The organism is Nocardia sp. NPDC052112, assembly GCF_040680135.1.
In the GTDB taxonomy this organism is placed as follows: domain Bacteria; phylum Actinomycetota; class Actinomycetes; order Mycobacteriales; family Mycobacteriaceae; genus Nocardia.
On sequence record NZ_JBFAWD010000006.1, the window covers coordinates 444,916 to 471,715 of the forward strand.

The 26,800-nt window shown below is 65.3% G+C and carries 29 protein-coding genes and 1 pseudogene; 11 read left to right on the plus strand and 19 right to left on the minus strand.

The annotated features are described in order from the left end of the window. Window positions 1-103: 103 nt before the first annotated feature. The 3 genes from hypB to AB0L58_RS14805 all read right to left on the minus strand — a co-directional run bounded on the left by hypB (window position 104) and on the right by AB0L58_RS14805 (window position 1,817). Window positions 104-904: a hydrogenase nickel incorporation protein HypB gene (hypB, locus tag AB0L58_RS14795; RefSeq protein ID WP_364386589.1), complete on the minus strand. Its 801-nt coding sequence runs from the start codon at window positions 902-904 to the stop codon at window positions 104-106. Further along, complete coding sequence (locus AB0L58_RS14800; protein ID WP_364386701.1) at window positions 862-1,236, minus strand: hydrogenase maturation nickel metallochaperone HypA; 375 nt, start codon at window positions 1,234-1,236, stop codon at window positions 862-864. Before AB0L58_RS14800 ends, hypB begins: the two co-directional genes overlap by 43 nt. Window positions 1,237-1,337: 101 nt before the next feature. After that, window positions 1,338-1,817: a hypothetical protein gene (locus tag AB0L58_RS14805; RefSeq protein WP_364386591.1), complete on the minus strand. Its 480-nt coding sequence runs from the start codon at window positions 1,815-1,817 to the stop codon at window positions 1,338-1,340. 381 nt (window positions 1,818-2,198) lie between these two features. On the opposite strand from AB0L58_RS14805, the gene AB0L58_RS14810 reads away from it, so the two are divergent. Further along, window positions 2,199-2,894, plus strand: a complete 696-nt coding sequence (locus AB0L58_RS14810; protein WP_364386593.1) for a TetR/AcrR family transcriptional regulator — start codon at window positions 2,199-2,201, stop codon at window positions 2,892-2,894. A 111-nt stretch (window positions 2,895-3,005) separates the two neighbouring features. On the opposite strand, the gene AB0L58_RS14815 is transcribed toward AB0L58_RS14810, so the two are convergent. Continuing rightward, the gene (locus AB0L58_RS14815) at window positions 3,006-3,161 is read right to left on the minus strand and encodes a hypothetical protein (protein ID WP_364386595.1); all 156 of its coding nucleotides are present in this window, start codon (window positions 3,159-3,161) and stop codon (window positions 3,006-3,008) included. A 15-nt stretch (window positions 3,162-3,176) separates the two neighbouring features. Here AB0L58_RS14815 and AB0L58_RS14820 point away from each other — a divergent pair, with 15 nt between their 5' ends. Continuing rightward, window positions 3,177-3,257: a hypothetical protein gene (locus AB0L58_RS14820; RefSeq protein ID WP_364386703.1), complete on the plus strand. Its 81-nt coding sequence runs from the start codon at window positions 3,177-3,179 to the stop codon at window positions 3,255-3,257. Between the two features lie 3 nt (window positions 3,258-3,260). Then, window positions 3,261-4,061 (plus strand): crotonase/enoyl-CoA hydratase family protein, encoded by an 801-nt coding sequence (locus tag AB0L58_RS14825; protein WP_364386597.1) that lies wholly within the window; start codon window positions 3,261-3,263, stop codon window positions 4,059-4,061. Window positions 4,062-4,129: 68 nt separating this feature from the next. On the opposite strand, the gene AB0L58_RS14830 is transcribed toward AB0L58_RS14825, so the two are convergent. After that, complete coding sequence (locus tag AB0L58_RS14830; protein ID WP_364386599.1) at window positions 4,130-5,302, minus strand: lipase family protein; 1,173 nt, start codon at window positions 5,300-5,302, stop codon at window positions 4,130-4,132. A 151-nt stretch (window positions 5,303-5,453) separates the two neighbouring features. After that, on the minus strand, window positions 5,454-7,046 hold the full coding sequence (locus tag AB0L58_RS14835) for a GH1 family beta-glucosidase (RefSeq protein ID WP_364386601.1): 1,593 nt from the start codon (window positions 7,044-7,046) through the stop codon (window positions 5,454-5,456). Between the two features lie 454 nt (window positions 7,047-7,500). Here AB0L58_RS14835 and AB0L58_RS14840 point away from each other — a divergent pair, with 454 nt between their 5' ends. Both AB0L58_RS14840 and AB0L58_RS14845 read left to right on the plus strand, forming a co-directional pair. After that, window positions 7,501-8,133, plus strand: a complete 633-nt coding sequence (locus AB0L58_RS14840; protein WP_364386603.1) for a TMEM175 family protein — start codon at window positions 7,501-7,503, stop codon at window positions 8,131-8,133. A gap of 60 nt (window positions 8,134-8,193) precedes the next feature. Then, window positions 8,194-9,084, plus strand: coding sequence for a DUF427 domain-containing protein (locus AB0L58_RS14845; RefSeq protein ID WP_364386605.1), 891 nt, complete (start codon window positions 8,194-8,196; stop codon window positions 9,082-9,084). Window positions 9,085-9,132: 48 nt separating this feature from the next. On the opposite strand, the gene AB0L58_RS14850 is transcribed toward AB0L58_RS14845, so the two are convergent. The 4 genes from AB0L58_RS14850 to AB0L58_RS14865 form a co-directional block, all read right to left on the minus strand. Continuing rightward, window positions 9,133-10,830, minus strand: coding sequence for an MOSC and FAD-binding oxidoreductase domain-containing protein (locus tag AB0L58_RS14850; RefSeq protein WP_364386607.1), 1,698 nt, complete (start codon window positions 10,828-10,830; stop codon window positions 9,133-9,135). 219 nt (window positions 10,831-11,049) lie between these two features. Next, window positions 11,050-12,048, minus strand: coding sequence for a hypothetical protein (locus AB0L58_RS14855; RefSeq protein WP_364386609.1), 999 nt, complete (start codon window positions 12,046-12,048; stop codon window positions 11,050-11,052). Between the two features lie 2 nt (window positions 12,049-12,050). Further along, window positions 12,051-13,055, minus strand: coding sequence for a hypothetical protein (locus tag AB0L58_RS14860; protein WP_364386611.1), 1,005 nt, complete (start codon window positions 13,053-13,055; stop codon window positions 12,051-12,053). A gap of 387 nt (window positions 13,056-13,442) precedes the next feature. Then, window positions 13,443-13,895, minus strand: coding sequence for a CBS domain-containing protein (locus AB0L58_RS14865; protein WP_364386613.1), 453 nt, complete (start codon window positions 13,893-13,895; stop codon window positions 13,443-13,445). Window positions 13,896-14,123: 228 nt separating this feature from the next. Here AB0L58_RS14865 and AB0L58_RS14870 point away from each other — a divergent pair, with 228 nt between their 5' ends. Continuing rightward, on the plus strand, window positions 14,124-14,891 hold the full coding sequence (locus AB0L58_RS14870; RefSeq protein WP_364386615.1) for a sigma 54 modulation/S30EA ribosomal C-terminal domain-containing protein: 768 nt from the start codon (window positions 14,124-14,126) through the stop codon (window positions 14,889-14,891). Next, a complete protein-coding gene (locus AB0L58_RS14875; protein ID WP_364386617.1) occupies window positions 14,888-15,331 on the plus strand; it encodes a pyridoxamine 5'-phosphate oxidase family protein in 444 nt (147 codons plus the stop codon). Before AB0L58_RS14870 ends, AB0L58_RS14875 begins: the two co-directional genes overlap by 4 nt. Here AB0L58_RS14875 and AB0L58_RS14880 read toward each other — a convergent pair. The 4 genes from AB0L58_RS14880 to AB0L58_RS14895 all read right to left on the minus strand — a co-directional run bounded on the left by AB0L58_RS14880 (window position 15,328) and on the right by AB0L58_RS14895 (window position 18,316). Further along, entirely contained in the window at window positions 15,328-15,453 is a 126-nt protein-coding gene (locus AB0L58_RS14880; protein WP_364386619.1) for a hypothetical protein, read from the minus strand. The genes AB0L58_RS14875 and AB0L58_RS14880 overlap by 4 nt on opposite strands. Then, on the minus strand, window positions 15,450-15,923 hold the full coding sequence (locus AB0L58_RS14885) for a GNAT family N-acetyltransferase (protein ID WP_364386621.1): 474 nt from the start codon (window positions 15,921-15,923) through the stop codon (window positions 15,450-15,452). Before AB0L58_RS14885 ends, AB0L58_RS14880 begins: the two co-directional genes overlap by 4 nt. 310 nt (window positions 15,924-16,233) lie before the next feature. Next, window positions 16,234-17,973, minus strand: a complete 1,740-nt coding sequence (locus tag AB0L58_RS14890) for a GAF domain-containing protein (protein ID WP_364386623.1) — start codon at window positions 17,971-17,973, stop codon at window positions 16,234-16,236. A gap of 37 nt (window positions 17,974-18,010) precedes the next feature. Then, a complete protein-coding gene (locus AB0L58_RS14895) occupies window positions 18,011-18,316 on the minus strand; it encodes a hypothetical protein (protein ID WP_364386625.1) in 306 nt (101 codons plus the stop codon). Between the two features lie 128 nt (window positions 18,317-18,444). Between AB0L58_RS14895 and AB0L58_RS14900 the strand changes: the two genes are divergently transcribed. After that, window positions 18,445-19,332, plus strand: a complete 888-nt coding sequence (locus AB0L58_RS14900) for an NAD(P)H nitroreductase (RefSeq protein WP_364386627.1) — start codon at window positions 18,445-18,447, stop codon at window positions 19,330-19,332. Between the two features lie 30 nt (window positions 19,333-19,362). On the opposite strand, the gene AB0L58_RS14905 is transcribed toward AB0L58_RS14900, so the two are convergent. Both AB0L58_RS14905 and AB0L58_RS14910 read right to left on the minus strand, forming a co-directional pair. After that, window positions 19,363-19,752, minus strand: coding sequence for a DUF302 domain-containing protein (locus AB0L58_RS14905; RefSeq protein WP_364386705.1), 390 nt, complete (start codon window positions 19,750-19,752; stop codon window positions 19,363-19,365). Window positions 19,753-19,782: 30 nt separating this feature from the next. After that, window positions 19,783-20,238 (minus strand): annotated as a pseudogene (locus AB0L58_RS14910) (GyrI-like domain-containing protein); the annotation flags it as partial. A gap of 474 nt (window positions 20,239-20,712) precedes the next feature. Here AB0L58_RS14910 and AB0L58_RS14915 point away from each other — a divergent pair. Continuing rightward, window positions 20,713-21,615 carry a universal stress protein gene (locus AB0L58_RS14915; protein WP_364386629.1) on the plus strand — a complete coding sequence of 301 codons (903 nt, stop codon included), beginning with the start codon at window positions 20,713-20,715 and terminating at the stop codon, window positions 21,613-21,615. A gap of 37 nt (window positions 21,616-21,652) precedes the next feature. Here the strand turns inward: AB0L58_RS14915 and AB0L58_RS14920 are convergent, their stop codons facing one another. Then, the gene (locus tag AB0L58_RS14920) at window positions 21,653-24,133 is read right to left on the minus strand and encodes an ATP-binding protein (RefSeq protein ID WP_364386631.1); all 2,481 of its coding nucleotides are present in this window, start codon (window positions 24,131-24,133) and stop codon (window positions 21,653-21,655) included. Between the two features lie 211 nt (window positions 24,134-24,344). Here AB0L58_RS14920 and AB0L58_RS14925 point away from each other — a divergent pair, with 211 nt between their 5' ends. Together AB0L58_RS14925 and AB0L58_RS14930 are read left to right on the plus strand one after the other, a co-directional pair. Next, window positions 24,345-24,638 carry a hypothetical protein gene (locus tag AB0L58_RS14925; RefSeq protein ID WP_364386633.1) on the plus strand — a complete coding sequence of 98 codons (294 nt, stop codon included), beginning with the start codon at window positions 24,345-24,347 and terminating at the stop codon, window positions 24,636-24,638. 236 nt (window positions 24,639-24,874) lie between these two features. Continuing rightward, window positions 24,875-25,195 carry a hypothetical protein gene (locus AB0L58_RS14930; protein WP_364386635.1) on the plus strand — a complete coding sequence of 107 codons (321 nt, stop codon included), beginning with the start codon at window positions 24,875-24,877 and terminating at the stop codon, window positions 25,193-25,195. A 57-nt stretch (window positions 25,196-25,252) separates the two neighbouring features. Here AB0L58_RS14930 and AB0L58_RS14935 read toward each other — a convergent pair whose 3' ends face one another. Both AB0L58_RS14935 and AB0L58_RS14940 read right to left on the minus strand, forming a co-directional pair. Further along, window positions 25,253-25,807: a flavodoxin domain-containing protein gene (locus AB0L58_RS14935; RefSeq protein WP_364386637.1), complete on the minus strand. Its 555-nt coding sequence runs from the start codon at window positions 25,805-25,807 to the stop codon at window positions 25,253-25,255. Window positions 25,808-25,907: 100 nt separating this feature from the next. Beyond that, a complete protein-coding gene (locus AB0L58_RS14940; protein ID WP_364386639.1) occupies window positions 25,908-26,672 on the minus strand; it encodes a DUF2267 domain-containing protein in 765 nt (254 codons plus the stop codon). Between the last annotated feature and the right edge of the window lie 128 nt (window positions 26,673-26,800).

The following is a 26,800-nucleotide window of genomic DNA, read 5'->3' on the forward strand; positions in this document are numbered from 1 at the left end:
ACCTTCCGCAGCGGGGGCACGCGGATGCCTCTCCGGTCAGTTTCAGCGACGCATCCGCGTGTGACTCTGATCACATGAGTCTAGGTCTGAGAGCCAACGGCTTTCAAGGCATCGGTATGCCGACAGATAGCCGGGCGGTGAGCCAGTCGTACCAGCGAGCCAGCCCGTCGCCGGTGGTCGCCGATACCGGATGGATAGTTACGCCGGGATTTACCGACCGCGCGTACTCCACACATCGCGCGAGATCGAAGTCCACATACGGCAGCAGATCGGTCTTGTTGATCAGCACCAGCTCCGCCGCGGCAAACATGTGCGGGTATTTCAACGGCTTGTCGGTCCCCTCGGTGACCGAGAAGATCACGACCTTGCCCGCCTCACCGAGATCGAACAATGCCGGGCAGACCAGATTCCCGACATTCTCCACGAACAGCAGGCTGCCCGGGGCCGGTTCCAACGCGTCGAGGGCGCGCCGCATCATGTCCGCGTCGAGATGGCAGCCCGCGCCGGTATTCACCTGCACGACCTTGCATCCGGTCGCCTCGATGCGCCGCGCATCCAGCACGGTGGCCTGATCGCCCTCGATGACCGCCACCGGAACAGATTCGAGCTCGCGGATAGTTCGCTCGATCAGGGTCGTCTTCCCCGCGCCCGGCGAGCTGGTCATATTCAGTGCCAAGATCCCGTGTTCGCGCAGCCGCACACGATTCGCGGCGGCGAGCTCGTCATTCTTGGCGAGCACCCGCTGTTCGAGGGTCAGCGTGGTCAGACCGTGCTCATGGGGGTGCTCGTGTTCATGACCGGGACCATGGTCATGGTGGCCATGATCGTGCGGGTGATCGTGTTCCAGGTGTCCGACGGTGATCACAGCGACCCCGTCGCCTTCGCATCCGCAGGTTGCGCACATCGCTCACTCACCTCCATCGACACAATTCGAAGTTCCCGCCCCGCAGTGATCTCGACATCGCCGCTGCCGCAACGGCACAGCACGATGAGGTCGGGCAGAAGAAACTCCGCCCCGCAGTTCCGGCAGCGCGCCGACCCGTCGACTATACGCAGGTCCAGCCGCGCGCCGTGGGCGATCGTCCCCTCGGTGGCAAGCTCGAAACAGAACTGCATGGACTCGGGCACCACAGCACACAGCGCGCCGACCTCGACCGTCACATTGTGAACCGCACGCCCTTGCGCGTGCTCACAGACGGCGTCGACAAGGTACTGGGTTATCGCCATTTCATGCATCCCGACCTCGCCTTTCGACAAGCCCTGGGATGGATCCTACTCCGCGGGCGAACTCACCTCGGTAATGATCGTCCGCTGCTCACCCGCCGACCCACGACACATCAGCAGTCTTCTTGTGGGGCGTTTCGGATGCCTCGCCATCCCAGTGGGAGTTGCACGCGGCCTGCCCGAATATCGCCGATGAGGTGTTCGTAACCGTCACGGACCTCGCTGAGATGGACCCACGCCGAGTGCCGAAGCTCCTCGCAGTCGCTGTGCAGCACCGTCCACCATGCCTCGGCGTAGGTTTTCGCGACATGACTGATCACCTCACCGAAGGTGTGCGTGTGGCGGCGGGCGCACCGGCTGTGGCGGACGTAGGACGCCGCCCAGGAGTTGATCTTGTCGATGACCTTGGCGATATCCGCATACAGGGCAGCCTCGGTGACTTCGGATGGACGCCGATTCAAAACCGCCGAAATCAGCGCGGCGTGCAGATCACCCAGTTCTCTCGCCCAGGTGATCAGCGGAAACGGTTCGGCAAGACGCCCGGCGATCGCCGCCAATAGTTGATCCGGCGACAACAGAGCTGCCGCATCCATCGCCGGATCCTCTGGCACCGCTACGCCCGCGTCCACCGTGATCACTTGTCCTTCTGGCAGCGGGTGTTCACGGCGCGGGGGACCGCCGTCTGCGGTCAGTGCTGACGTAGTTGTCGCCACATCGGGCGATGCGCGTCGAAATATTGGTGGCCGTGCCAGACAGGCTGGTCATGCGGAATGTTCGCTGACGGCCTCGGCGGGACAGGTGAGTTGATCCATAGGAAGTTTGTCGACTATTTCGAGATGAATGGTTGATGCAGAGAACGCGCGAGGGCGACTCGGCGCATATGCTAATACTGACTGCGCACTCAGTCAACGACTGGTTACGCAGTCAGCGGGTGCTAGAGTGTCCGGAAATTTGGGCGAGGAGGGGCGGGACCAATGAGTGGGCGTGCGGCGGGACCGGGCAAGTCGGGCGCGATTCTCGACATCTTCACGCGCCATGTCGCCGAGAAGGGCTACGACGGGACCAGCTTCAATGATGTCGCGAGCGAGCTGGGCATCTCGCAGGGCTTGATCGTGCATCATTACGGCACGAAGGCGCGCTTGTTGGACGCTCTGCATATTTCCTACATGCGACAGCGTATCGATGAGGCGGAGCGAATTATTTCGGCGTTCGATACGCCGACCGAGCAGCTTGCCGGACTGTTGCACGCGGCCATGCTCTATCAGGTGCTCGATCGCAATCGGACCGTCGCATTCCAGCGCGAGGTCGCGCGATTCGCACAGCAGGATGAGAATTCCGAGGGGCGAAAGCTACGAAGGCAGTACATCGGAATCCTGCACGGCTTGCTCGATGCGGGTCTCACATCCGGTGAGTTCCGGCCTGTCGACACCAGTATCCGGAGCCTGCTCATCTTCGGTGCCGCGCAATGGGCGTGGACATGGTTCGAGCCGGAAGGGCGCAGCTCTGCCGAACAGGTCGGTGCCGAACTGGTCGATCTCACTCTCGGATCGCTGCTGGTGAATCGCAGAGCGCTGCCACGCCTCAGCGACCCCGACGGCCCAATTGTCGCAACAGTGATCGGCATCATCTCCGCTGCACCGGTAGCCCCGAAAGCGGCGTCGAAGAGATAACCATCCCCGAGGGTGGCGCGTCCGAGCTTGCCGCGGTTCCGAACCCGACGATATTCAAGCCGACCAGCTGTTGAATATGCCCCGAATCCGGGTAGACGTGGCAGCCGCTCCTCATGCAGCAGTGACGCGCGCCTCATTCCCGTGCGAGGTCGCCACCCCCGCGGTGAACGCCTGCACCAGCGAGGTGAACGCGGTCATCGAGCGCAGCACCGAGGCACTGGCCGCATCGACCCGGTCCGTCGCAGGGGTGAGCTGGTGGCAGCGCATCCCGAGATCGCGGAAATGGACCTGAATCCCGTCGTGGCCTCGGGTAACGGCATAGTTCCAGTGGATGTCCGGATCGTCATCGCACCTGAGGAGTAGACAGTGAGTGAGCCCGTCCTGATCGAGCGCACCGGCGACATTGTCGTCTGGACCCTCAACAATCCCGAGGCCCGCAACCCTGTATCCGATGCCGAGACGGTGGATGCGCTCGAGCACGCGGTGTCGGCCGCCAACGCCGATCCTTCGGTGCGGGTGGCGATCCTGACCGGTGCCGGCACCGCCTTCTCGTCGGGCGGCAATATCAAGCACATGCGCGACCGGACTGGCATGTTCGGCGGCGCACCCGCCGAGTTGCGGCAGGGTTATCGACATGGGATCCAGCGCATCCCGAAAGCCCTGTATCACTGTGAAATTCCGACCATCGCCGCGGTCAACGGCCCGGCCATCGGTGCGGGCTGCGACCTGGCACTCATGTGCGATATGCGCATCGCCGCCGATACCGCGATATTCGCCGAGAGCTTCGCCAAGGTCGGCATCATCCCCGGTGACGGCGGTGCCTGGCTACTCCCGCGCGCGGTCGGCATGGCACGCGCCAGCGAGATGGCGTTCACGGGCGAGTCGATCGATGCGGCCACGGCGCTGGACTGGGGGCTGGTCTCGACGGTCGTCGCACCCGACGCACTGCTCGACGCGGCCCACACGCTGGCCGCCAGGGTCGCCGCCAATCCACCCCACGTGCTGCGGATGACCAAGAAGCTGCTGCGCGAGGGGCAATGGCAGAGCCTGGAAAGTCTGCTCGAACTATCCGCCGCCCTGCAGGCCATCGCCCACCAGACCGACGACCACCACGAAGCGGTCTCCGCCATGCTCGAACGTCGGGCACCCGAATTCACGGGCCGGTAGGCACGCGAGCGTGTACAACGGCCGTCAGATTGCCGAGCGGGTCGAGGCGATGATCCGAGCGAACAGGCTCAACGGTTTTCACTGGACTGGACGCGGGCCATGAACTGCTCGATAGCGGTCCACATCTGGGGGTTGAGTTGTGTGTGCTTGCCGGTGCTGAAAACGGTGTGGAAATCGACGCCGGCGGCGGCGAGCTGGGCGACGAGGGCAGCGTGTAGTGGAGAGGGAACGGTGGTGTCGGTGACGTTGACGCACAACAGGATCGGGGCGTCGTAGCCACTGGTGGGAACAGCCATGTAAGCGTCCGCGGCGGCAGGCATGGGTGCGACGGACAGCGGCTTCGCCAGCAAGTCGCCGATATTCAGGCCCCGGACGGCGTCCATGATCTGAGGCGTGCACATCGCGCCGACGCTGTCGAGCACGGACCGGCCCCCGGCGGTCAGGTATTCGTCGACACTCACTTCCGGCCGGTCGGCGCGGAGTCCGGCCAATATGCTGACGAACAGATCCATGAAACCGTCCGCAATGACGGCGGGGGTTGGCGTGCCGGGTCCGAACAGCGGCGCGAGCTTCTCCACGTCGGACTCGGGGTCGATCGCGACGGTGCCGCGGAAGTCCAGGTCCGGGGCGTCGGTGACCTGCCGGTGGGCGGTGCCGAGCGCGGCCTGCCCGCCCTGCGAGGTGCCGATGACCGCCCACGTCCGCGACAGTTCCGGGTGGGTGGACCGAGCGGCGCGCACGAGGTCGATCGTGGCAGTCGCCTCGGTTTCGATCCCCAGATATGGATGCGTTCCGGTGTCGAAGACGCCGAGGCCGAGGTAGTCCGGCGCGACCACGGCGAATCCCCGCGACGTCAGGAATTGGAGCAGCGCATCTTCATCGCCCGCAACCGTCTGGGCGGGGTGCGCGAGCGGATCGGACTGGCCACCGCAGCGCGGTCCGAGTCCGCTGGTGCCGTGGTCGTAGGCGATGATCGGCCAGCCGGACGGCGGAGGCGTGCCGGCAGGTATGTACAGCGCTCCGCTGGCTGGCTGCGTCATCCCACGCGAACCACGCATCCAGTACTCGATCACTGAGCCGGTGGCATCGGATATCCCACGCGAACCTTCCGGTAGCGGGTACTCCGTGATCACGGTTCCCGGGGTTTCCGGATGTGCCGCAACGGTATGCATCGAGAGTGCGGCGCCGACCGACAACGTCAGCACCGCCACCACTCGCCGACATGTACGGACAACTCGCATCGAACACCTCAATCCGATCCGACACCGTCACAATCGTGAACGAGCGTATAGATCGGAACGCGACAGCCCGCTGCAACACGCTGCTGTGTCCCGGCAAAAGGGGCAGCAGCCAGCGGCGTCGGTGGGCCTTCGCACCGAGGTTCGCGACAGTTCAGGAACGCGGTGCCAGACCATTGCGCGCGATCACGTCGCGGTACCACGCTGCGCTCTGCTTCGGAATCACCTGTTGACTGACGAAGTCGGTCCAGGCGAGGCCGAACTTGATCGAGTAGCCGTTGGTCGAGGCGAAGTTGTCCTGGAAGCACCAGACGATCAGCCCGCGCAGATCCACGCCGTCGGCGATCGCGTCGTGGGCGGCGCGCAGGTACGCATCGAGGAACGCGATGCGGTCGCCATCGCGGATCTCGCCGGAGGGGTCGACATAGTCGTGGTAGGCGACCCCGGTCTCGGTGAGGTACAGCGGGATCCTGGTGTAGTCGTCGCGGACCCGGCGCAGTACCGAAATCAGTCCTTGCGGCGCGACCCGCCACCCCATTGCGGTGATGTCGGGTCCGCTCGACCCGAGACCACTCGACGAGACCGGGGGAACGATTCGGTAGCCGGGTGGCTTGGCGTCCGCGGCGACGGCGTTGCTTGTGTAGTAGTTGACGCCGAGAAAATCCAGTGGGCTGCTGATCGTCGCGAGGTCGTTTGCCTCGATCACCTCGGCGGTGTCACCAAGCTTGCCGTAGTAGTCCAGCACGTCTTCGGGGTAGGCACCCTTGAAGATCGGTGCGAGATAGGTTCGGTTCCAGATGCCGTCGAAGAGGTTCGCGGCCGCCATGTCGGCCGAGCTGCCACTCGCCGGATGAACATCGATGATGTTGATCGTGGTCCCGATCAAGGCGGCCGGGTGGTTGACCGCGCGCATGGCTCGCACCGCCAGTCCCTGGCCGAGCAGTTGGTGGTGCGCCGCGGGGAAGATCGCATGCGGGTCGGCGATTCCAGGCGCGATCTGCCCCGTTCCATAGCCGAGCAGCGCCTGCGAGTTCGGCTCGTTGAGACAGAGGAAGTATGGCACTCGATCGCCGAGCGTCTCGTAGACCGTTGCCGCGAAATCGGCGTAGCGCTCGGCGGTGTCGCGCGCCGTCCAGCCGCCGGAGTCCTGCAGCGCCTGGGGCAGATCCCAGTGATAGATCGTGATGACGGGCGATATACCGCGCGCGAGCAGGGCGTCGACAACGCGCTGGTAGTGATCGAGCCCAGCCGGGTTGATAGGTTCCGCGCCGGTCGGCATGATGCGCGACCAGGAGATCGAGAAACGATAGGCTCGCAAACCCAGGGTGGCCATCAGATCGAAATGCTGCTCATACCGGCGGTATTCGTCGCAGGCGACGTCGCCGGTGTCGCCGTTGACAGTCTTGCCGGGCGTGTGGCTGAAGGTATCCCAGATCGATGGTCCGCGCCCGTCCTCGGTGATCGCGCCCTCGACCGATTCGGCCGAGGAGGAGGTTCCCCAGAGGAAGCCATCGGGAAATCGAACCGACCCCGCAGGACCGCTGGGTCCGTCCGGTGGTGCGGCGACACCTGGAGCGGCGATCCGCCCGCCGAAACCGAGCGCCGCGGCCAATCCGCCTGCCGCCGCCCCCAATCCGCGCCGCGACAAACGAGGCATCGCATCGTCGGCCGCGCGCGACGCGTCCTTGTCACTCATCGCGCCCTGGTCTCGGTTCATTTCGTCCGCGATGCTGATCCGTGACGACATCCCGCGCCACCCTGACCTCGCCCTAGCCGATCACGGGGATGTCGATGGCGGCGCGGGCCCTGGTCGGTGAAACTCCGATACCAGATCCGCGCAATACCGTTCACAGTTTCCACCGCATCCCAACCCTTCCGGGACGGTTCGGGCAGGCGATTGCCGCGATGAACATCCCGTTGGTGCCGTTGTGTGAGTGAGCGGTTGCAGCGTGCCGGCCGAGCACCTGGAGGTCTGGAGCCCTTGTTGATCGATACGCCTCCATGGGGAGGTTAGCGCGACAGGACTCTCGGTGACTGCCCGTTCGTCCGAATTGATCTAGATCGGCCCCGAACGGCATCTTCCGAGATGTTCTGCCGCGCAGCAGGTGCTGACTGATTCCTGCTGCGGTAGACGGCCGATGCCGCACACTTGGGCAATGACTGACCCCGTGGGTGAGCCAAGGAATTCGACACCGTTCGGAATGGAGCGTGATCCATTGCGAACCGTCGTATTCAGCGATGCGGTCATCGCCATCGCCATCACTCTGCTCGTTCTGGAGATCCGGGTACCGCAAGATGCCCAGGATCTGCTCCACGGCCTCATCACCCTCTGGCCGTCATACCTGGCCTACGTCGTCACATTCATGTTGATCGGACAGATATGGGCCAATCACCACGTTATGTTCGATCAGATCCGTCGTGTCGACCGAGTGGTGCTGTTCCTGAACACCGTCCTCCTGATGGACATTGCGTTTTTACCGTTCGCCGCATCCGTTTTGGCCCAGGCATTCCATGAAGGACACGGGCAGCGCACCGCCGTGGTATTCCATGGCCTTACGTTCGAATTGGCAGCCATTCTGTTCAACGTCATCTGGGAATACGCGCGTCGAAATCACCGGCTGCTCGCCACCACGATCGACTCTGCTGGCGCACGAGCCATCAGCTGGCGTTTCCGGCTCGCACTCGTGTGGATCGCCACCGGAATCCTGCTGGGTCTCCTGGTTCCCGCACTGGGCCTAGCAGTGATCGCCGCGTTCATTCCCTTCTACTGGCTGCCGATCCAGGGCGAGATTGCCAGGGTGAAGCGTCGGCGCGACAGTGGCGGTCAGGCATAACCACGAATGATCCGAACCGATGCGCACAGAAAAAGGACCACAACAGCGAAGGAGAAGGCGATGGGTCTGGCATGGCAACAAGGACCGTTGGCGACCAGGTCGGTGGGGCAGTTCTTGGTAGCACAGCCGCTGCCGGATCGGCTGCTGTTCGCCGAACCGCTCCGTCGGCGGATGCGGGTGCAGTTCGGCGGGCAGTGGGTGGCCGACAGCGAGGATGTCGTCCTGCTTCATGAGCCCGACCGCTACCCGGTCGCGTTCTTCCCGCTCGCCGATGTCCGCGCGGGTGTTCTTGTGCCGGAGACCCGAACGACCACCCATCGCGACCTCGGGGCGACGGCGTGGTTCGACGTGCACGGCGGCGACACGCAAGCGCGGCGCGCCGCTTGGCAGTACACCGACCTCCCGGCTCATGCCGCTGTCCTGCGAGACCGGGTCGCTTTCGCTTGGCGGTCGATGGACGCGTTCTACGAAGAGGACGAGCGCATCGTGGGTCACGCAGCCGACCTGTACCACCGTATCGACATCCGCCGGACCTCGCGGCACCTCCACGTCCGCGACGGCGACCAGCTCGTCGCCGAGACACGGCAGCCGATCGCGCTCTACGAATCGGGCTTCGCGCCCCGCTGGTACGTCGCACGCGAGGATGTCGTCTCCTCGGCGCTCACCCGGGTCGAGGGCCAGACTTTCTGCCCGTACAAGGGCCTGGCCAGCTACTACGACATCGGCGAACGAAAGCGGGCCGCGTGGTCGTATCTGGAGGCATGGCCCGAGGTCGCCGCGGTGTCCGGGTGGGTGTCGTTCGAACCCGACCTCGTCGACGTGTACCTCGACGACCGCAAGCTCACCCTGGAGCCAGGCCAAACCGTCGTGCCGCACGGCATCGACCGTGGCCTCGACCCCGACGAGCTGCGGCAGCGCAGCGCGACAGCCGCCCACCCCGGAAACTCATGATCATTCCGACTGCGATGCACTCCGTGTGACAGCGAGTCGGCCGGCCTCTCACAGATCCAACACGATGTCGCCGTCCGGGCGAGCGCAGCAGATGAGCACCTCATCGTTGTCGGGGGCTTCCAGTGGGTCCGGCAGGTAGCTGGTGGCGCCAGCGAGTAGCGGGGTTGTGCAGGTGTGGCACACGCCGGTGCGGCATGACCATCGGGTGGGCACGCCACAGGCCTCGGCGAGTTCGAGCAGTGATCCCGCGGTGCGCTGCCACCGGGTCGACAGTCCACTGCGCGCGAAGGTGACCGAGGGGCCGGTGCCGGAAGGACCCGGTGGCTGATGGGGTGGGGTGCTCGACACGGTGGTCACGCCCGGATTGATCGGTGTCCGTGTTCCGAACAGTTCGGTGTGGATGCGCGTGATCCCCAGCGCGGTCAGCGATTCGCACATGGCGGTCATGAACCGTTCCGGTCCACACACGTATGCCGTGGCGCCCGACGGTAGACCGAGGGTGGCGAGTGTTTCAGCGGTCAATCGGCGGGGTGGCACTCCATTGGCGGGGGCAGTGTGGAATACCTGCTCGTGGGCGTTGGGTAGTGATTGCAGCAAGCGGTGCGCTTCGTCGGCGAACGCTTGCTGGTCGCTGTTGTGCGCGGTGTGCAGCCACCACACGTCACGGTCGCTGCGTTGGGCGGCGAGTTGGTGCAGCATCGCCAGTACCGGTGTGACGCCGACACCCCCGGATACCAGCAGCACGGGTCCGGCACCCGCGGCGAGGACGAAGTCACCACGTGGTGCGGCGACCTCGACGATGGCGCCGATGCGCAATCGGGTGTGCACGTAGGTGCTCGCCAGTCCCTCACGTTTCACGCTGATCCGGTATGTGTCGCTCCCGGGCGCCGATGACAACGAGTAGCTGCGGACCGGGGCGGGGTCACCGGCATCGGTGAGGCGGAGCGTGATGTATTGGCCGGGCAACGCGCTGGGCGGCCTGGCACCCTCAGCTACCGCGAGGTACACCGAAGTAATGGTCGAACTTTCACGAACGATATCGACCACCCTCATGCCACGAAAACCGCTCCAGCTCGGTTCGGCAGCTACAGCCCGCGCAGCGGTTTCGCCGGCCAGCAGCTCCTGGAAGGATTGCCGCCAACCGGGGCTGAGTGCCGGGATGTCGAGTGCGGTCTTCAGGTCGTGCGGATTGCGGTGGGGCAGATAGAGCATTGCGTCGACGGCGGCGACGCTCATCCGGTGCGCACCGCGTCGGGTGCGGGTGATCCCGTCGCCGGCCCGCACGCGCCCCTCGGTGATGACTCGGAAGTAAAAGCCTGGCCGGTGGTGCGCCACCAGCAGGGCTGCCAACGTCGGGACACCGAGCCGCATGCCGACCCGAAAACATGTCACCCGGGGCTGGGTCACCTCGAACTCGGCCTCACCGATCCGGTACCGGTCGCCGATGCACACCTCTTGGTCGCTGAGCCCCTCGACAGTGAAGTTCTCGCCGAATTGTCCGAACTCGAAACTGCTGTGTCCGAAAAAGCGCTGCCAATACCGGATCGAGTCGATCTGGTATACGAGCACGGCACGCTGCTCTCCACCGTGGCCGTTCAGGTCCCCCTGGCCGTCACCGTCGATATTCAGCCTGCGCACCAGCACAGAATCACTGACAGGGGATTTGAAGATTCCGGTGTGAACAGTGCGTCCCTGCCAGGCGACGTCTTTCGGCATGCCGACGTTGACCGAGAGCAAAGAAGCCATTGGTCATGTCTCCTTGGTCGCTGCTCTGGTGAGCGGATCGCGTTCGTCCGCTCGGCGCATCGCGGCTGTGGGAGCGGGCTGATCGCACTGGAAAGCGCGATCACAGTGCACTATCCCGGTACCAGCAGCTGCCGATCTCTACTTCCAGACCTGTTCAAAATACCCCCGTTCACCGCCGTGCCCGAGCTGTCGGCGCAGCGGGGCGGTCCGCGATCGGTCTCAGGGGCGAAGCGAGCGCACCTCGAGTACCTCCTCGAGTGGTCGGCGTGGTGTCCGGACCGGGTCGGTGTCCTCGGGCGCGATGCCGATTCGGATCACGACCTGGGGCACGCCCTTGTCGGGAAGCAGATCGGCGATGACCCAGCGGCTGGCGACGAGCTCGGTGATATGGGTGAGTGCACAGGTGGCGAGGCCACGGGCGGTGCATTCGAGCAGCACCTCCGACAGTGCCTCGCCGGTACGCAGCCATTGTGCGGGCGTCTCACCGAGGGTGCTGAGCACGATCAGTCGGGACTGGTCCTCGAGTTGCCCGCGACGCAACGAATACGGTGCGGCCGGAAAGCTGCGGCCGACGTCCACCCTGGCCCCCTCGGCATCGGACACCAGCGCCGCAACGGGAATCCCCTCCTTCGCATCCGAATGTCCACTCCACCAATGCAATTCGTTCTGATACGGCATGTCGTAACGGCGCAATGCGGTGGCATGGTCGGTGGCGGCTGCCAGCCGGGGACGATCACTGTCGCAGACCTCGTCGACCGCCACATGATGTGGTCTCGCCAGTTCGCGAATGGCGTCGAATACCTCGATCCAGCCCGGCGGAGCCAGCATCGGCAACCGGTCGGTGCGGCGTTGGCGAATCGCGCGGATCCGGGCGGCCGTCGTGTTCAGCGAGCCGGGCCAGGGCCGGAACTCGAGCGTGGCCAAATGCCCCGGCAGATTCGGATCGGGGGTCCGGATGACATCGGCGAACCAGCCCATCGACAGCAGGGCCAAGCGCGCGTGATCGAGTACGGCGCCGCAGCTGATCACCAGTTGCCTGCCGAGAGGATCGGCGGAACGCAACAGTCGATCGGGATCGCTGAACAGATGCAATCGGGTCCCATCGAATATCCAGCGCCACGGCTGGGTGTTGTGCAGTGATGGCGCCCGGCAGGCGAGCATCAGCGCCGTTCGCACCGTCCGCAGCTCGGGAGTGTCAGCAGGATCGCTTGCGTTCATTCCTATTCGTGCTTCATCGTCAGGATGTCGGAGAGCGGGCGGCGGGAGGTTGGCGGGAATTCGGGCTCGCCGTCGGGCACGGTGCCGACTCGGATGAGTACCTGGGGGATTCCGGGGTGCGGGAGCATGTTCGCGATGACCTTTCGGGCCGCGGGTATTTCGGTGATGTGAGTCATCGAGCAACTTGCCAGGCCGCTGGTGGTGCATTCGAGCAGAACGGCGGAGAGTGCTTCACCGGTGTGCAGCCACATGGTGACCGATTCGCGGGGTGAGCTCAGGACCAGCAGGCGGGCATGGTCTTCGAGCGGGGCGCGGCGGGCCGAATGCGGTGCGGTGGGAAAGGTGCGGCCCACGCCGACGCGGGCGAATTCGGCATCGGAGACAAGGGATTCGCGCGGGATGCCTTCCGGGTCACCGGAATGTCCCGCCCACCAATGCAATTCGGCCTGGTACTCCATGTCGTAGCGGCGGGCCGCGGTGGTGTGCTCGGAGGCGGCGGCGAGTTTCGCGTGAGCGGTTTCATCGAGGAGATCGAGTTCGAGGTCATGGGGTGCCACCAGCATGCGCCCGGTGTGCACGAGTTGCGGTAGGCCGGTCGGCGCGTACAGCGGCAGTCGGTCGGTGCGCCGCTGGTCGATGGCGCGGGCACGGGCCAGCACGCCGATCGGTTGTTCGGGCCACGGCCGGAACTCGATAACCGCCAAGTAGTCGGCGCGGCTGGTGTCGGGTAGGCGTGTGGTGTCGGTGTGCCAGCCCTTGGCGGCGAATGCGGTACGTACATGGTGCAGCATCGCCCCACAGCTGATTACCAGTTGCCGACCCAGCGGGTCCGCCGAGGTCAGCTGGCGATCGTTGTCGCGGTAAAGGTGCAGCCGGAGTCCGTCGAACACCCAGCGCCACGGTTGGGAGTTGTGCAGTGACGGTGCTCGGCTGGCCAAGCGCATGGCCGCCAGCACCGTCGGATGGTCCGGCACGGAACGTACAGGGGAGGGGCTGGTATCGGTCATACTCTCGAGTGTCGTCGGGCGCTGTGCCGGTCGATATGGGCCTTGCGCCCGTTCTCGAAGGTCCATGGTCCTCAGGACCTGCACAACAGGAGCGAGCGGGTGCGGGCGGTCCTTGCGCTCACCACGTCGATGCGGGTGTGTACCCGGTGTCACCAGCGCTTCGGCGGGCGGCCCCCTGGGCACTACCGCACCGACGGACAACTCCGGACCGCAGGTGTGCACGACCGGCGGATGCGGTCGCAAGCTGCGCGGGCGGCATCCGATGATGGCCACCAAGCTATTGCCAGGCAGTCCACTTCGCGCCGTGCGGTCGGCCCGGTGAGGACATCGGTGCGCGGTGTCGAGATCCTCGATCACCCGCGCCCGGCGCTTCGACGCGGGCTCTCGCTATTGTGAACTTTCGTCGGCCGATGCCGGAAGATGTTGTGCGCATACGGCTTCCACGAATTCACCGACCGTGCTCTCGGGTAGGCGACGGGAAAGATCGGCCTCGGTGATGATGCCGACCAGCTTGCCCGCTTCGGTTACCGGGAGTCGCCGGATCCGACTCCGCTCCATCAACGCCAGCGCGTCGTCGATATCGGTGCCGATGTCGACGGTACGCAGGTCGTCGCCCTGGGCCATTTCCCCCGCGGTGGTCGTGTGCGGATTCGCGCCGGTGGCAACGCATTTGACGACTATGTCGCGGTCGGTGACGATGCCGACCGGATGCCCCTCGCCGTCGCAGATCGGCAATGCGCCGATATCGAGCTGACGCATCCGCTGCGCCGCGGTTTCCATGGTGTCGCGGACCGTAATGCTCGCGACGTCGGGCTGCATGATGGCCTGTGCGGTAGTCATGGCTGGCTCCTTTCCGAATAGACCCTTGGCGCTCTTCATCGACATATCGAAGTGGATCAGCGAGGGCCGAAAGTCACCCTGGCAGGGAATCGGCGGTCGTAGCGATCGGCGCCCGCCTTGTCGATATGACAAAGCCGGAGTCCTCGATTCATAGGACCTTCGGCCCTGTTCGACGCTGTCGCGGCACGGTGAAACTGCTGAGGTTATCTGCCGAGGAGAGGTTGTCTGGTGAGTATATCCGAGCTGTGGTCGACCAGGACAGTTACGGAGGGGGAATGCACCACCCGGGGCTCGGTGGAGCCCATCCAGATCAACCGAGTCATGCGTGCGATCGATAGAGTGCTGCGCTGTCACCACGTCGATGAACCTGCGCGGGTGCGGCTGACCGGAGCGCCTTGCTCGGGCGGACCGATGCTGGCACAGGCGAATGTGGTGTTCCGGAATCGCCCTGTGCGAGTTCAGGTTCCGGGGCCGAGCGGGTTCATCGCCACTTTCCTCGCCGACCGGCTCGACCGCGGGTTCGCGCGGCTGAACTCCGACGCGGTGCCCCGGTATTGGCCCGATCCTGCCCGCCCGCCACTGGCCGCGCCGTCCGACGAAGAGCCGATCGTCCGCCGCAAACACTGCGCATTGCTGATCGGAACCCCGGCCGACGCGGTCCGTGTGATGGACGCGATGGATTACGACGCGTATTTGTTCACCGATGCAGAGACCGGCGAGGACGCGGTCGTCTACTGGGCGGGCCCACTCGGAGTCCGCATGGCGCGCCAACAGCAACGGCAGCTCCCCGAGGTGCTTTCGGGGTTGTCGCTCACCATGAATCCGCTTCCCACACCGCGCCTTACCGAGGCCGAAGCGGCGGCCCGGCTGTGCCGGTACGGCCTGCCGTTCCTGTTCTGCACCGATCCGAGCGGTGGGCGGGGACGACTGCTGTATCGCCGCTACGACGGTGCGCTGACGATCGTGCTGCCCGCAACCGGGGGTGAGCCAGCGTGAGCGATCTCGCCGCGACCGGCTACCCCGGGCACTCGATTGTCGAGCTCGATCGGGCGACGGCATTGGACCTGCTCGCGACCGTCCCGATCGGTCGAGTGGTGTTCAGCCACAACGCATTACCGGCGATTCGTCCGGTCAACCATCTGGTCGATGCGGACGGCCGCATCATCGTGCGCACCCGTCTCACAGCCGTGCTCACCTCGGCCGTGCGCGGCAACTCCGATGTGGTGGTCGCCTACCAGGCCGACGAGATCGACCCACACCGGCGCACCGGCTGGTCGGTCGTGGTGACCGGCCTCGCCCGCCCGGTCACCGATCCCGTGCGCATCGCCCGATACGAGCCCCTGCTGCACCCCTGGGTCCACCAGGTCATGGATACCGTCATCGAAATCGAGCCCTCGATCGTCTCCGGCATCCGGCTTGTCGACAAGGCCGCCTAGACTGCCGGTGCGGGAACGACGGCCAAGTGGCCGCGCAGGGTTTCCAATCGGCTCACGTACTCTTCGTGGTCGAACCGTTCGACCACGCGCGCGGTGCCGATGATCAATGGATCGATGATCACAGGCGAACGCTGACCCGGGCGATATCGTCTTGGCGGTGCGCGGTGACGGGGAAATCGGCATCGATGATGAGGCGCATCATCTTCGAATTCGTCGGCATGACCTCGGCGACGAAACGCTCGATCCGCCGTTCCCGAGCCAGCGCCGCCAACTGGTGCAGCAAATCCGTGCCGATGCCGTGCTCCTGGACATCGTGGGCGACCACCAACGCGACCTCCGCCGCCTTGGTGCCCGGCAACATCACGAAATTCGCCACCCCGATGAGCCGATCGCCGAGGAATGCGCCCACCGCCCCGTGCGCGGAATCGTCACGAGCGATCGCCGCCGCGACCTTGTCCAAATGCTTCGGCGCGGGGGTGAAGAAGCGAAAGATACTGTCCTGCTCATCCATTCCGGCGTGCAGGTGCCGAATCGCGGGGGCGTCGTCGGGGCCGAGGCGGCGGACAGTGACGGGCGGGGCGGTGGTGGCCATGGCCATGTTCCTCTCGGGCGAGATTCGCCGACCTGTCCGGCGGGTGCCCACGTGGGCCTGCCGGGCATCGACGGTCGTCTTTCCAGGGTCGCTGTTGCGGGGCGGGTCACCACAGTGCCGAAAGACCCATCCGGGGGGCCTTTGGTCGAATGCGCGGGACCGGCTTCGGTTTCCGCACCGTGGCCAGCGACCTGGAAATTGTCGCGCCACACAGCACCATGGTTCGCTCGATCGGACATCGCAGGCTAGATGCCTCAGGTCTGGCCACGGGGCCGCTGAGCGAGGACGAATGCCCTACCGCGGACCATGGTCAGGGCAGTGGCGCCGACCAGCGCAAGACTGTGCCACCACCGGGGCGGTTCTCGATGCTGAACGTGCCGCCCGCTTCCTCGGCCCGCGCCGCCATATTGGCCAATCCACTGCGTCGCGCGATGTCATCGGGGACGCCGACGCCATTATCGGTCACCTCGATGCTGACATCATCACGCACTTTCAACTCGACCGATACGTTGCTGGCCGATGCATGCTGCACCACATTGCTCACGGCCTCGCGCAGCACCGCCTCGACATCTTCGGACAGCGGCGGCGAAAGTACCGTCACCGGGCCGGCCAACCGCACAGTGGTGCGCAGCCCGGTGTCCGCCGTCATGTCGACGATGATCCCGTGCAGGTGCTTGCGATATTTCGAGGAATCCGCGGCGGTATTGCTTTGCAGATCGAAGATCGAATGGCGGATGTCCTGGACGATCGCCTGGACGTCATCAATCGTCTCCAACAGCCGGGACCGCACCTCGGGTGCCCTGGCTCGCTGCGCGGTGCCCTGCAGGGACAGCCCGACGGCGAACAGCCGCTGGATGACGTGATCGTGCAGGCCCCTGGCGATCCGATCGCGGTCGGAGAGCACGTCGAGTTCGCGCATCCGCTCCTGGGTGTCGGCCAGCTGCAGGGCGAGTGCGGCTTGGTCGGCGATGGCGGCCATCATCGTCTGCGCGGCGGTGTCGAGCGGGGTGGTACCGACCGGCCGCAGGGTGGTGAGCACCCCGATGACCGTACGTCCGGCTCGGAGCGGAAGTATCAGCGCCGGGCCGAATTCGACAGGGGAATCGGGGAATGGGTTGAATGACAGTTTCTGGACCGACAGCACCCGCCCTTGGGAAAATACCTCGCCGGAATTCGATGCCGAGACCGGTAGCCGTTGACCGGTGAGTGCGTCGGCGTCGACGCCTGCCGCCGCGACCACCACCAACTCCGCCACCTCCTCGGCCGGGATATCGGGATCTTCGGGCCGGGCGATGAAGGTGCACGCCGATGCGGTCAGGTTCAGGGCGCGCTGGACGACGAGTGCGAGGACTTCGCTCGATTCACCGGCGACCAGCAGCTCGGTAGCCACATCCCTGGTCGCCTCGAGCCACCGCTGGCGGGCGCGCGACTGCTCGTAGAGACGGGCGTTCTCGATGGCAATGCCCGCTGCCGCGGCCAGCGCCTGCACCACTACCTCGTCGTCCTCGGTGAACTCCAGCCCGCCCGCTTTCTCGGTGAGATAGAGGTTGCCGAACACTTCCTCACGGACCTGGACCGGAACACCGAGGAAGGTATGCATCGGCGGATGGTGTTCGGGAAAGCCGACCGAGGAGGGGTGAGCCGAAAGATTGGTCAGCCGAATGGGTTTCGGTTGCTCGATGAGCAGGCCGAGCACACCGTGCCCGCGTGGCAGATCGCCGATCATGACGCGGGTACGGTCATCGATGCCCTCGTACACGAATTCGGCCAGCTGGTTGCTCGTCGGATCGGTCTCGCGGACACCGAGCGCGCCGTATTCCGCGTCGACCAGTTCGATGGCGGTGTGCACGATCGTACGCAACGTGTTGTCGAGGTCCAGACCGGCCGTGACGACGAGCATTGCCTCCATCAACCGGTCCATCCGGTCGCGCACATCGACGATCTGCGCGATGCGGTCCTGGACCTCGATGAGCAGTTCACGCAGCCGCAGCTGAGACAACGTCTCTATCACCGGTGGCCGACTGCCGTGAGCCGACGCCTGGCCTTCCATACCAGACATTCTTTCACGATCCACCGACCGAGTTCGATCATCGGCCGAGCCGGACCGGTCGGTCGCGTTGTTTCGACCGATTCAGTATCGAGGCCGATGCCGCTGCCTGCGTGCCGCGTTCTTCGTCTCCGCCTCGATGCGCGGCGGCCGTCAGCGCCGCCGCGGCCCGGTTGTCGAGCAGGGATTCCACCGCACCGACCTCCCGGATCGCATCGATCGACTCCAGGCTCGCGATGTCCTTGACGACACGGCCACTGGTTCCGGCCAGGATGGCATCGAGCATGACCCGCTCGTTGGTGGCCGAGATCGGGATCGGACAGCGCAATCCCGGATCGGCAGTCATAGCCCACGGTGTCGGCCGGTGGGCGGTCATCCAATGGCGTCCGAAGTCCCGTCAATAGGGGCCGTCGTGCTCTTATCGGTGGCGTGCCGTCGGTGGGACTGTGGTCGAAATCGACCAAGGAAGGCGACATGGACCACGGACTGCCCGATGACAGCACCGTCAAGACGGCACTGGCGCTCGCGGTGCGTGCGCCATCGGTACACAATGTTCAGCCGTGGCGGTGGCGGATCGATGACCGCTACGTCCACCTGTACCTCGACCCCACGCCGACACCGATCTCGACCGATCCGGAGCAGCGCGATCTGGTGCTGAGCTGCGGCGCGGCATTGCATCATCTGCGCATCGCGTTCGCAGCCCTCGGCTGGTCGGCGGTAGTGCACCGACTGCCGAATCCGGTGGATCCGAACCACTTGGCGGCAGTCGAGTTGGTACGCCACCGGCCGACACCGCTGGATATCGCGCTGAGCGCGGTGATTTCGACACGCCAGACCGACCGCAGGCACTACTCGTCGTGGCCGATCCCGCACGGATATCTGGGGCTGGTGAACGAACGCGCCGCAGCACTGGGTGCCACCGTGACGCAGGCCCGTGACCGCCCCCGCGACGTACTGATCGAGACAATGCGGACCGCCGCCGCCCGGCCGCACGAACCGCAGGCCCGCGAGTTCGCATCGCCCGCTTCGGCCGGCGATGCGCACGAACCCGATTACGCCGAACTACTGATGATCAGCACCTCGGCCGACGATCGGCTGTCGCGGTTACGCGCGGGCGAGGCGATCAGTGCGGTGCTGCTGACCGCCACCAATATCGGCCTGGCGACCTGCCTGCTCACCGAACCGCTCGAGCGCGCGGACCTGCGCCGCAGGGTGCGCGTCGAGGTGCTCGACGAACTCGCCCATCCGCAGGCGGTCCTGCGGATCGGCTGGCCCCCGACCAGTGCTCTGCCGTTACCGATGACGCCGCGGCGGTCGGTGGATGATGTGCTCGACCCGTTCGAGTCGGCTGTTGCCAGCTGATTCTCGACCACCGAGCCGATTCGGGCGCCGCTAGACCGGTGCGGCGCAACGCTTTACGACCGCGGCCAAGGCGGCGGCCAAACCGGCACGGGCTTCCTGCGCGATCTGCCGCAACGCGGGCTGCTGCGTCTGGTTGACGAGGATGTCCGGGTCGACGGCTTCGACAACTGTGGCATCGTTGTCGGTGCGCACCACGACATTGCAGGGCAGCAGCAGACCGACCTGCCGGTGGATATCGAGCGCCTGGTGCGCGAGCTCGGGGTTGCAGGCGCCGAGGATCAGGTAGTCCTCCATTTCGACATCTAGCTTCGCCCGCAGGGTGGCGCGCACGTCGATTTCGGTCAGCACGCCGAACCCCTGTTCGGCCAGGGCCGCGCGCACGGCGGCGACGGTGTCGGCGAACGAGGTCGGCACCCGCACGAGGAGTTCGGCGGATGCGACCGGAATGCGGATCTCGGTGACCAGGTCGCGCGCATCGACAACCTCGTCGGGTGCGATCAGGTAAACCTCGGTCGGCGGTCCGATGGGTTGGAACGACGAGGTGCGCAACCAATTCTCCAACGCCCGGTATGCATCGCCGATGTGCTGATAGTCGCCGCGATGGGTCGTGCGGACATAGCGGCCCGGCTCGGTTCGGTGCACTGAAGCCTGGTCACCCTTGTCCTCGACGGGCCCAATGGTGACCGGTAGACCGAAGTCGACCTCGGTCGAGGTTTCCGCGCGGAAGTGACCGAGGTAGGTGGTCGACGGCGGCCCGACCGGTGCCAGGCCGGTGGTGGCCGCCAGTTCGTACAGCGCTCGCATCCCGGCGTCGATATCCTCGCCCGCATGGTCGGCGCGGATGGCGCGCCGCAGTTCCAGCATGGTCTGCGGGTGCGCTTCATCGATCAGGATGCGGTAGGGCATCGTCGTATCCTTCGGTCTCGGACCCGATCGGTGATGCGATCGAGTTCGGTATGTGCCGAGCGTTCGGCCCAGGCTCGAATGATTTCGACGCTACGTCCGGGCCGCAGGCGCGCACAGAGCCGAACCGACGCTTCTCAGGTGACCTTCGACCGTCGGTGACCACGGGCGGACGGCGCCGCATCGCGATAGCGCGCCACCGAGGTACGGCGCGGCGAGTCCGAACGCGGCACCGATCGGCTGCAGCCAGCTGAGGCCACTCGACCCATCCGGAAGATGACCTTCTTCTCTGCTCGCGCCGCTGTCGAAACGCCATGCTCATTGATATCGAGCCTTCGGAAGAGCACCCGGTTCGTCGAATGGTTCCCGTGCGGGTACGCGATGGCTGCTGGACCACGGACGGGCCACCGGATCGGACCGCGAATGGGTCTCCCGGACGATCGAACAGGACCGACAATGACCGCGAAACGGTAGTACATGGCAGACGAAAGCGCTTCGCGCACCAAACAATCCGATGCGTCGATCCTCGTGGCCGTCGACGGTTCGGCGAATTCGTATCAGGCGGTCACCTGGGCGGCGGCCGAAGCCGCGTCGCGTCATCGCAGGCTGCATATTCTCACCTCGGTGGGGATCCAGACGGGTTACGGCCCCGGTGCGCTGCTGACCGAATCCGATACCGAGTGGCTGCGTCGCGACGGCGAGCGCATCCTGGCCGAGGCCATCCGCCTCGCGCAGGCAGCCGCACCCGGCGACAATCTCGCCATCACCACCGAGGTGACGTTCGACCTGATCATTCCGACGCTGATCGAGCGCTCCACGCACGCGCATATGCTGGTGGTCGGCAGCCGGGGCCGCGGCACGCTCCAGCGCGGATTGCTCGGCTCGGTGAGCACCGCCACCACTCATCACGCCCACTGCCCGGTCGCGGTGATCCACGGGATCGCGGCGATCGACGCGATATCGGCGACCCGACCGGTACTGGTCGGGGTCGACGGCACAGAGAACAGTGCACCCGCCATCGAACTCGCTTTCGAAGAGGCATCGCACCGGAACGTGGACCTGATCGCGTTGCACGCATGGAGCGACACCAGCGCGGTCGATCTGCCGCTGGTCAACTGGGAGAGCGCACGCGCTTCGGCGGAGGCGGTGCTCGCCGAAAGCCTCGCGGGCTGGGCCGAACGCTATCCGGACGTTAAGGTGCATCGGACCGTGGTGGCCGACAGATCGGTTCGCTCGCTACTCGACGCGTCGGCCGACGCCCAACTGGTCGTCGTCGGTTGCCGTGGTCGTGGCGGATTTGCCAGCATGGTCCTCGGATCCACCAGCAATGGACTGCTGCACTCGGTGGAGGTGCCGATGATCGTGGTGCGTTCGAACTGATCGAGAGCACCGGCGCTGAGCACGGCCTTCGGCCGCCTCACGCAGTGATCTCCCCGCAATCGGACGAATCCTGCGGCGATGCCGTCACCATCCAGGTCCAGATGTGCTGGTTCGGTGCGGGTGATGTGGTCGTCAACGATACGGAGTAGGTGGGCAGTTTCGCGGCGAGCACCGCGAGCTCATCGCAGAAGGGTCCAGAAGCCACTGGTGCGCTTGCCGTTTCGCATACACTGATGCGCAGGTCGCTATCCGCGATGACCGTCACTTCGATTTCCTGGGCCACTTCGCGTGCGACTATCGTGGCCAGGATCGCATTCAGGGCTGCCAGGCTGACCTCGACGACTGCCGGCTCGACCCGGTGGGTGGGACCATCGAAGGTGACCTCGGATACCACCCCCAACTCGTCGGCCGCATCGCCGACCAGATCCTGCACCTGCACGCGCAAACCGTCCGGCGTGCCGGTTTCGGTTTCCAGTCCGGCGACGGTCGCGCGGATCTGTGCCATCACGGCATCGAGTTCGGCGATGGTCCCGTCGATGCGGGACGCCACGGCTGGCACACGCGCGAGCGGACGAACCGCTCCCAGTTTCAAACTGATATCGAACAGACGGTGCAGCACCGTCTTGTGCAGTTCCCGAGCGATACGCTCGCGTTCGTCGATCAACCGCACGGCCCGCGCCTGGTCTTCGGCCCGTCGTAACCGCACCAGATTGTCGACACGCGCACGGAGTTCAGCGACATCGAAGGGTTTCTGGAGATAGTCATTGGCTCCGGCGTGCACCAATTCCAATCGCGACTGGTCATCGGCGCGGGCGGTGACGATGAGGATCGGAGTATTCGCCAGATCAGGGTCGGAACGCACTCGCCCCAGCAGCTCATCTCCGCTCATCCGCGGCATCATGATGTCGCATACGATCAGCTCCGGTCTACCGGACTTCGCGAGTTCAAGCCCGGATTCCCCATCGAAGGCCGAGGCCACCTCGTAATTGTCCGAAAGTGATTCGCGGACAAGCTCGTTCAGGTCGGGATTGTCCTCGATCACCAGGATCGAGGGCCGCTGGTCGGTGCTCAGGGGCGGTCGGTTCATCGTGGATACGGACGTGTCGCCGACCGAGGTCGCCACCGCGGCGAGCACAGTCGCCGCAGCGCCGGCAGTGTTCGCCGGCGCCCCGGTCGCGAGCACGGGCATACCTGCCGGGGCGGCGCGCGGCATCTCCACGACGACGAGTGCGCCGTGCTCTGGGGCATCGGCGATCGTGACTGAACCTCCGTGTAGCCGGGCCAGATCCCGGACAATGCTCAGTCCAAGCCCGGTGCCACCCACGGACCGGCTCGCACCGCCGTCGACCTGACGAAATCGCTCGAATACCGCATCTCGCTGCGCGACCGGAATGCCGGGACCGCTATCGGCGATCTCGACAATGATCCGATCGTCGGAATCACGGATCGTGCACCGGACGCTGCCGCCGGACGGGGTGAACTTGAAGGCATTCGACAGCAGATTGACCACAATCCGCTGCACATGTTCCGGATCCAGCTCGGCCCACACCGGCTCATCCGCTGCCTCGACCTGGAACTCGATTTCCCGGTCCAGGGCGATCGTTTCGAAGAATGCCGCGGAAAGCCGCACCAGATCGGCCACATCGACATGCGCATATTCCGGCCGCATCGCCCTCGCTTCGAGCTGTGCGGCATCGAGCAGATCGTTGACGTGGCCGAGCAGCACCTGTGCATTGCGCACGATCACCTCGAGGTCTTTGTGTGACGGGTCATCGAATGCGACATGCTCGAGCAACTTGCGCGCCGGTGCCAGGACGAGCATCAGCGGTGTGCGCAACTCGTGGCTGACATTGGCGAAGAACTGGCTCTTGAGGTCGTCGAGTTCCTTTGCTCGCGCATACATACGTGCGAGTTCGGCATTGGCTTCCTTGAGTTCGCGACTCGTCTCGGCCACCTCGCGGGCCCTGGCGAATACTTCCTGTTCCATTTGTCGCGCCGACGCGCGCAGTGCCGAGGTTTCCTCCTGTTGCGCCGCGCCCGCGGCCTGTAACCGCATGAAGTCCGTGACGTCTTCGACCCGGTGGATGATGTATCGCAGCCGGCCTGATTCGTCGAGAACCGGCGAGTTGGCGGGACTCCAGAACCGCTGTTCGAATGATCCGTCGGGGCGGCGAATATCGTACTGTTGTACCGGCATGGCATCGACGATGCGATCGTGGACGACCCGCTCGAGCGAGACGCGCAGATTGCGCACGCCCTCGGCTTCCGGCTTCTTCGGATTGTCGGGAAAGACATCGAAAATGTCTCGGCCGAGGATATCCGAACGTTCGGTCATCGTGGCATGCACGTATGCGTCGGATACCGCGACAATACGCAAAGAGGGGTCCAGCACCAGGTAAAGACCCGGTGCCGCCTCGAAAAGGGCACGATAGTCGACAACCTCGACCACAGCGGCATTACCCCGATTCCCACTGGAAACGACGTACTCGGTACCGATGCGCCATTGCAACCTGTCCACTCAAAATAGCCCGCGCGAAAGACCTACACCACATGTCCGGCCGTCGCGGACCCTGGGCGTCGGAACTCCTGATCAACGAGCATCGATGGGGTGCGGGCGGTCACATATAGTGCCAATCGGCCCTTGAATCCAGGGACCGGCGGCCCTGCCCAGACGTGTCTACCCGGCAATACGGTGGCAACAATGTGACCCACTAGCAAGGCAGCCGCAAATGACATTGGTGAGATCCGAGAACTTCACGCCCGACGTCGACGACCAGCCGACCGATGCGGTCGTGCACCTCCGACAAGACTTTCCCGCCGTATCCGCCGAGGTACTCTCCGCCGCCGTCACCGGTGCACAGCGGGAGCTGAACGACGTACCGCCCGAATGGCTGCCCGAACTCGCCGAACGATTGGCGTGGTGGCGGATCAGCACAGCCACGGGAGCATCCCGTTCGTGGACACCGGGCTCGGCTACCAACGGCAGTTCGAGACCGTCGGCCCACAACGGGTCGGAGCGGTAACACCAGTACCGCAACTCTGGACGTTGCACAACACGCTCTCGGCAGCATAATGGGAGCGAATAGACGAAAGCTGCGGTGTGCCGACCATCGGTCTGTCGGAGCCGCGCCGGTGCCTGCTCGGAAGCCGGGGCAGTCCACCGCGCTGTAGTGGTGCCGGGATACGGCGCTATGACAATCGCCGCGACCAACGATATCGACTAGACGAACCGGCCCGGCGCGGTGAATCCCTCGATGAAATGGTCGCCGGGATCATCGAAACCCTCTCCCGCACAGGTGAACCGAATAACACCTACCTGATCTTCATTTCCGATGACGGCGGTAGCCTCGGCGCCCGGCGGCGCCCGCCGACTCACCCGGAAGATGGCACCGTACGAATAAACGATGCGTGTGCGGCTCGCGATCTCGGGCCCGACATCGCTCAGGAACAACTCCCCGGCACCGAAACTCCGGGCCCATACGCGCTCGACATACCGTCGTGGGGCGCCGTGCGCACTGAACGCGGACTTCGCCACCGCCTCGTCGAGCTAGCCGGATGTGCCGGATCGACTTGCCGTTGATCCGCATGGTCGATTCCCGCGCCCGTGGTCTCGAACGGCGATCGGGCTCGGCTCCGATTACGGGACAACGATGTTCGACTGCGCTGCGGGCAGACCGAGTGATTGCGCGATGGTCGCGGACCAAGACCGAATGGCGGCCCAATCGCGCAGATCGCCATAGCGGCCACCACCCATCAAGCGATACAGCACCCTGGCTTTCAGCGAGACCCCGACACACTCGTAATGTCCGGAGAACGCCTGGTAGTCCCGCGGCGTTATCGAGTCGCGCAGCGTGGCGATCTTCTTCGGCACGATCCGGCCGATGCGGCTTCCGATGCGCCCGCCGAGCGCGGGGCCGAGGCCGACGCTGAAGAGCCAGACATTCTTGTTCCGCAATGCCGCACGGTGCGTTCGTACGAAGGTGACGGCGGCGGGGAGCAGGTCCATATCGTGGATCGCGCTACCGAGCACGACGGTGTCGAAGCGCGACAGCTCCGGTGCGTGCTCGGCGTCGCTGAGCTCCACTTCGGCGCCCTGCTCGTTCAGCTCGGCGGCGATGAACTCCGCGATATCGCGGGTCGATCCCTTTTCGGTCGCGTAGACGACCGCGATGCGAGGTGCGTTCGATTCCATACCCTCAGCGTCGCGCAGCAGCCCGACCGCAGGTGAGAGCCGTGATGCCCGACGGTCGGGGACCAATGTCCCCATTCGGAGGGTGGTGGCGCGCAAGGTGTCAGTGTGCCTGCGAAGTGGTGTGGGCCGGTGCCTCGGTGAGCAGAATCCGGTGTGCCTCCTGGGCCGCGGTAGCGGTTCGATTCACATCCGAGGCATCGATGGGCAGCCGCTCGAGACCGTGCGCGAGTGCCGCGACCGCGTCGCCGAGCGCGCGCACCCGATCCTCGAGGGCGGTGAGCCGATCGATCTCCGGATCCTCGCCCTGTGACAGCAGCGCCGCTGGCTCGTCCGCGATGGGGCTTCGCGCGCCGCACAGCACCCCGTAGAGGTGCATCGGCAGCACCGCGAACACTCGGTTCAGCTGACCGGGGGCGAACAGATCCGATAGCGCAGCGGTAACAGCCCCCGCGACCGGTCCGACCTCGTCGGGGTCGACGTCGGCGGCCCTGGCGAACTGGGTGACGAATTCCGAAAGGCCATGGCGCACCGGCACATGGCCAGGCACCCAGCCCTCGTAGTAGACGCCGCGCAGTATCTCGGGCAGTTGCGCGCTCAGGTGAGCGGAGCCGGTGACACTGATCCGGTCGCGGACGGTGTGCATCCAGGCCCGCAACACCCGATAGGCGAAGGCGCGGTCGTCGGTGTCGAGACCGTCCGCGACGGCGCGCACCCATTCCCGGGCGGTGTGAACGGCGGATGCGAAAGGGTCATCGGTATGCGACATGGTGTGCTCCTCGGTGTTCACCCGGTGCGAATCGGGATGGCGCACCGCCCAGCCTGCGATGCCGGCGAGCCGGGTCCAAGAGGCGAAAGTTGCCGCCATGTGGGGCGATGGTCACGGTATCGGCAGGTCGCCGCCGGACATAGGGCAATTCGACGCTTCGACTGTCGACCTTTGTCTCTCACCCGCGACGGCACTGGCAGGCGACGATTGTCGAGTGGCAGTGCCAC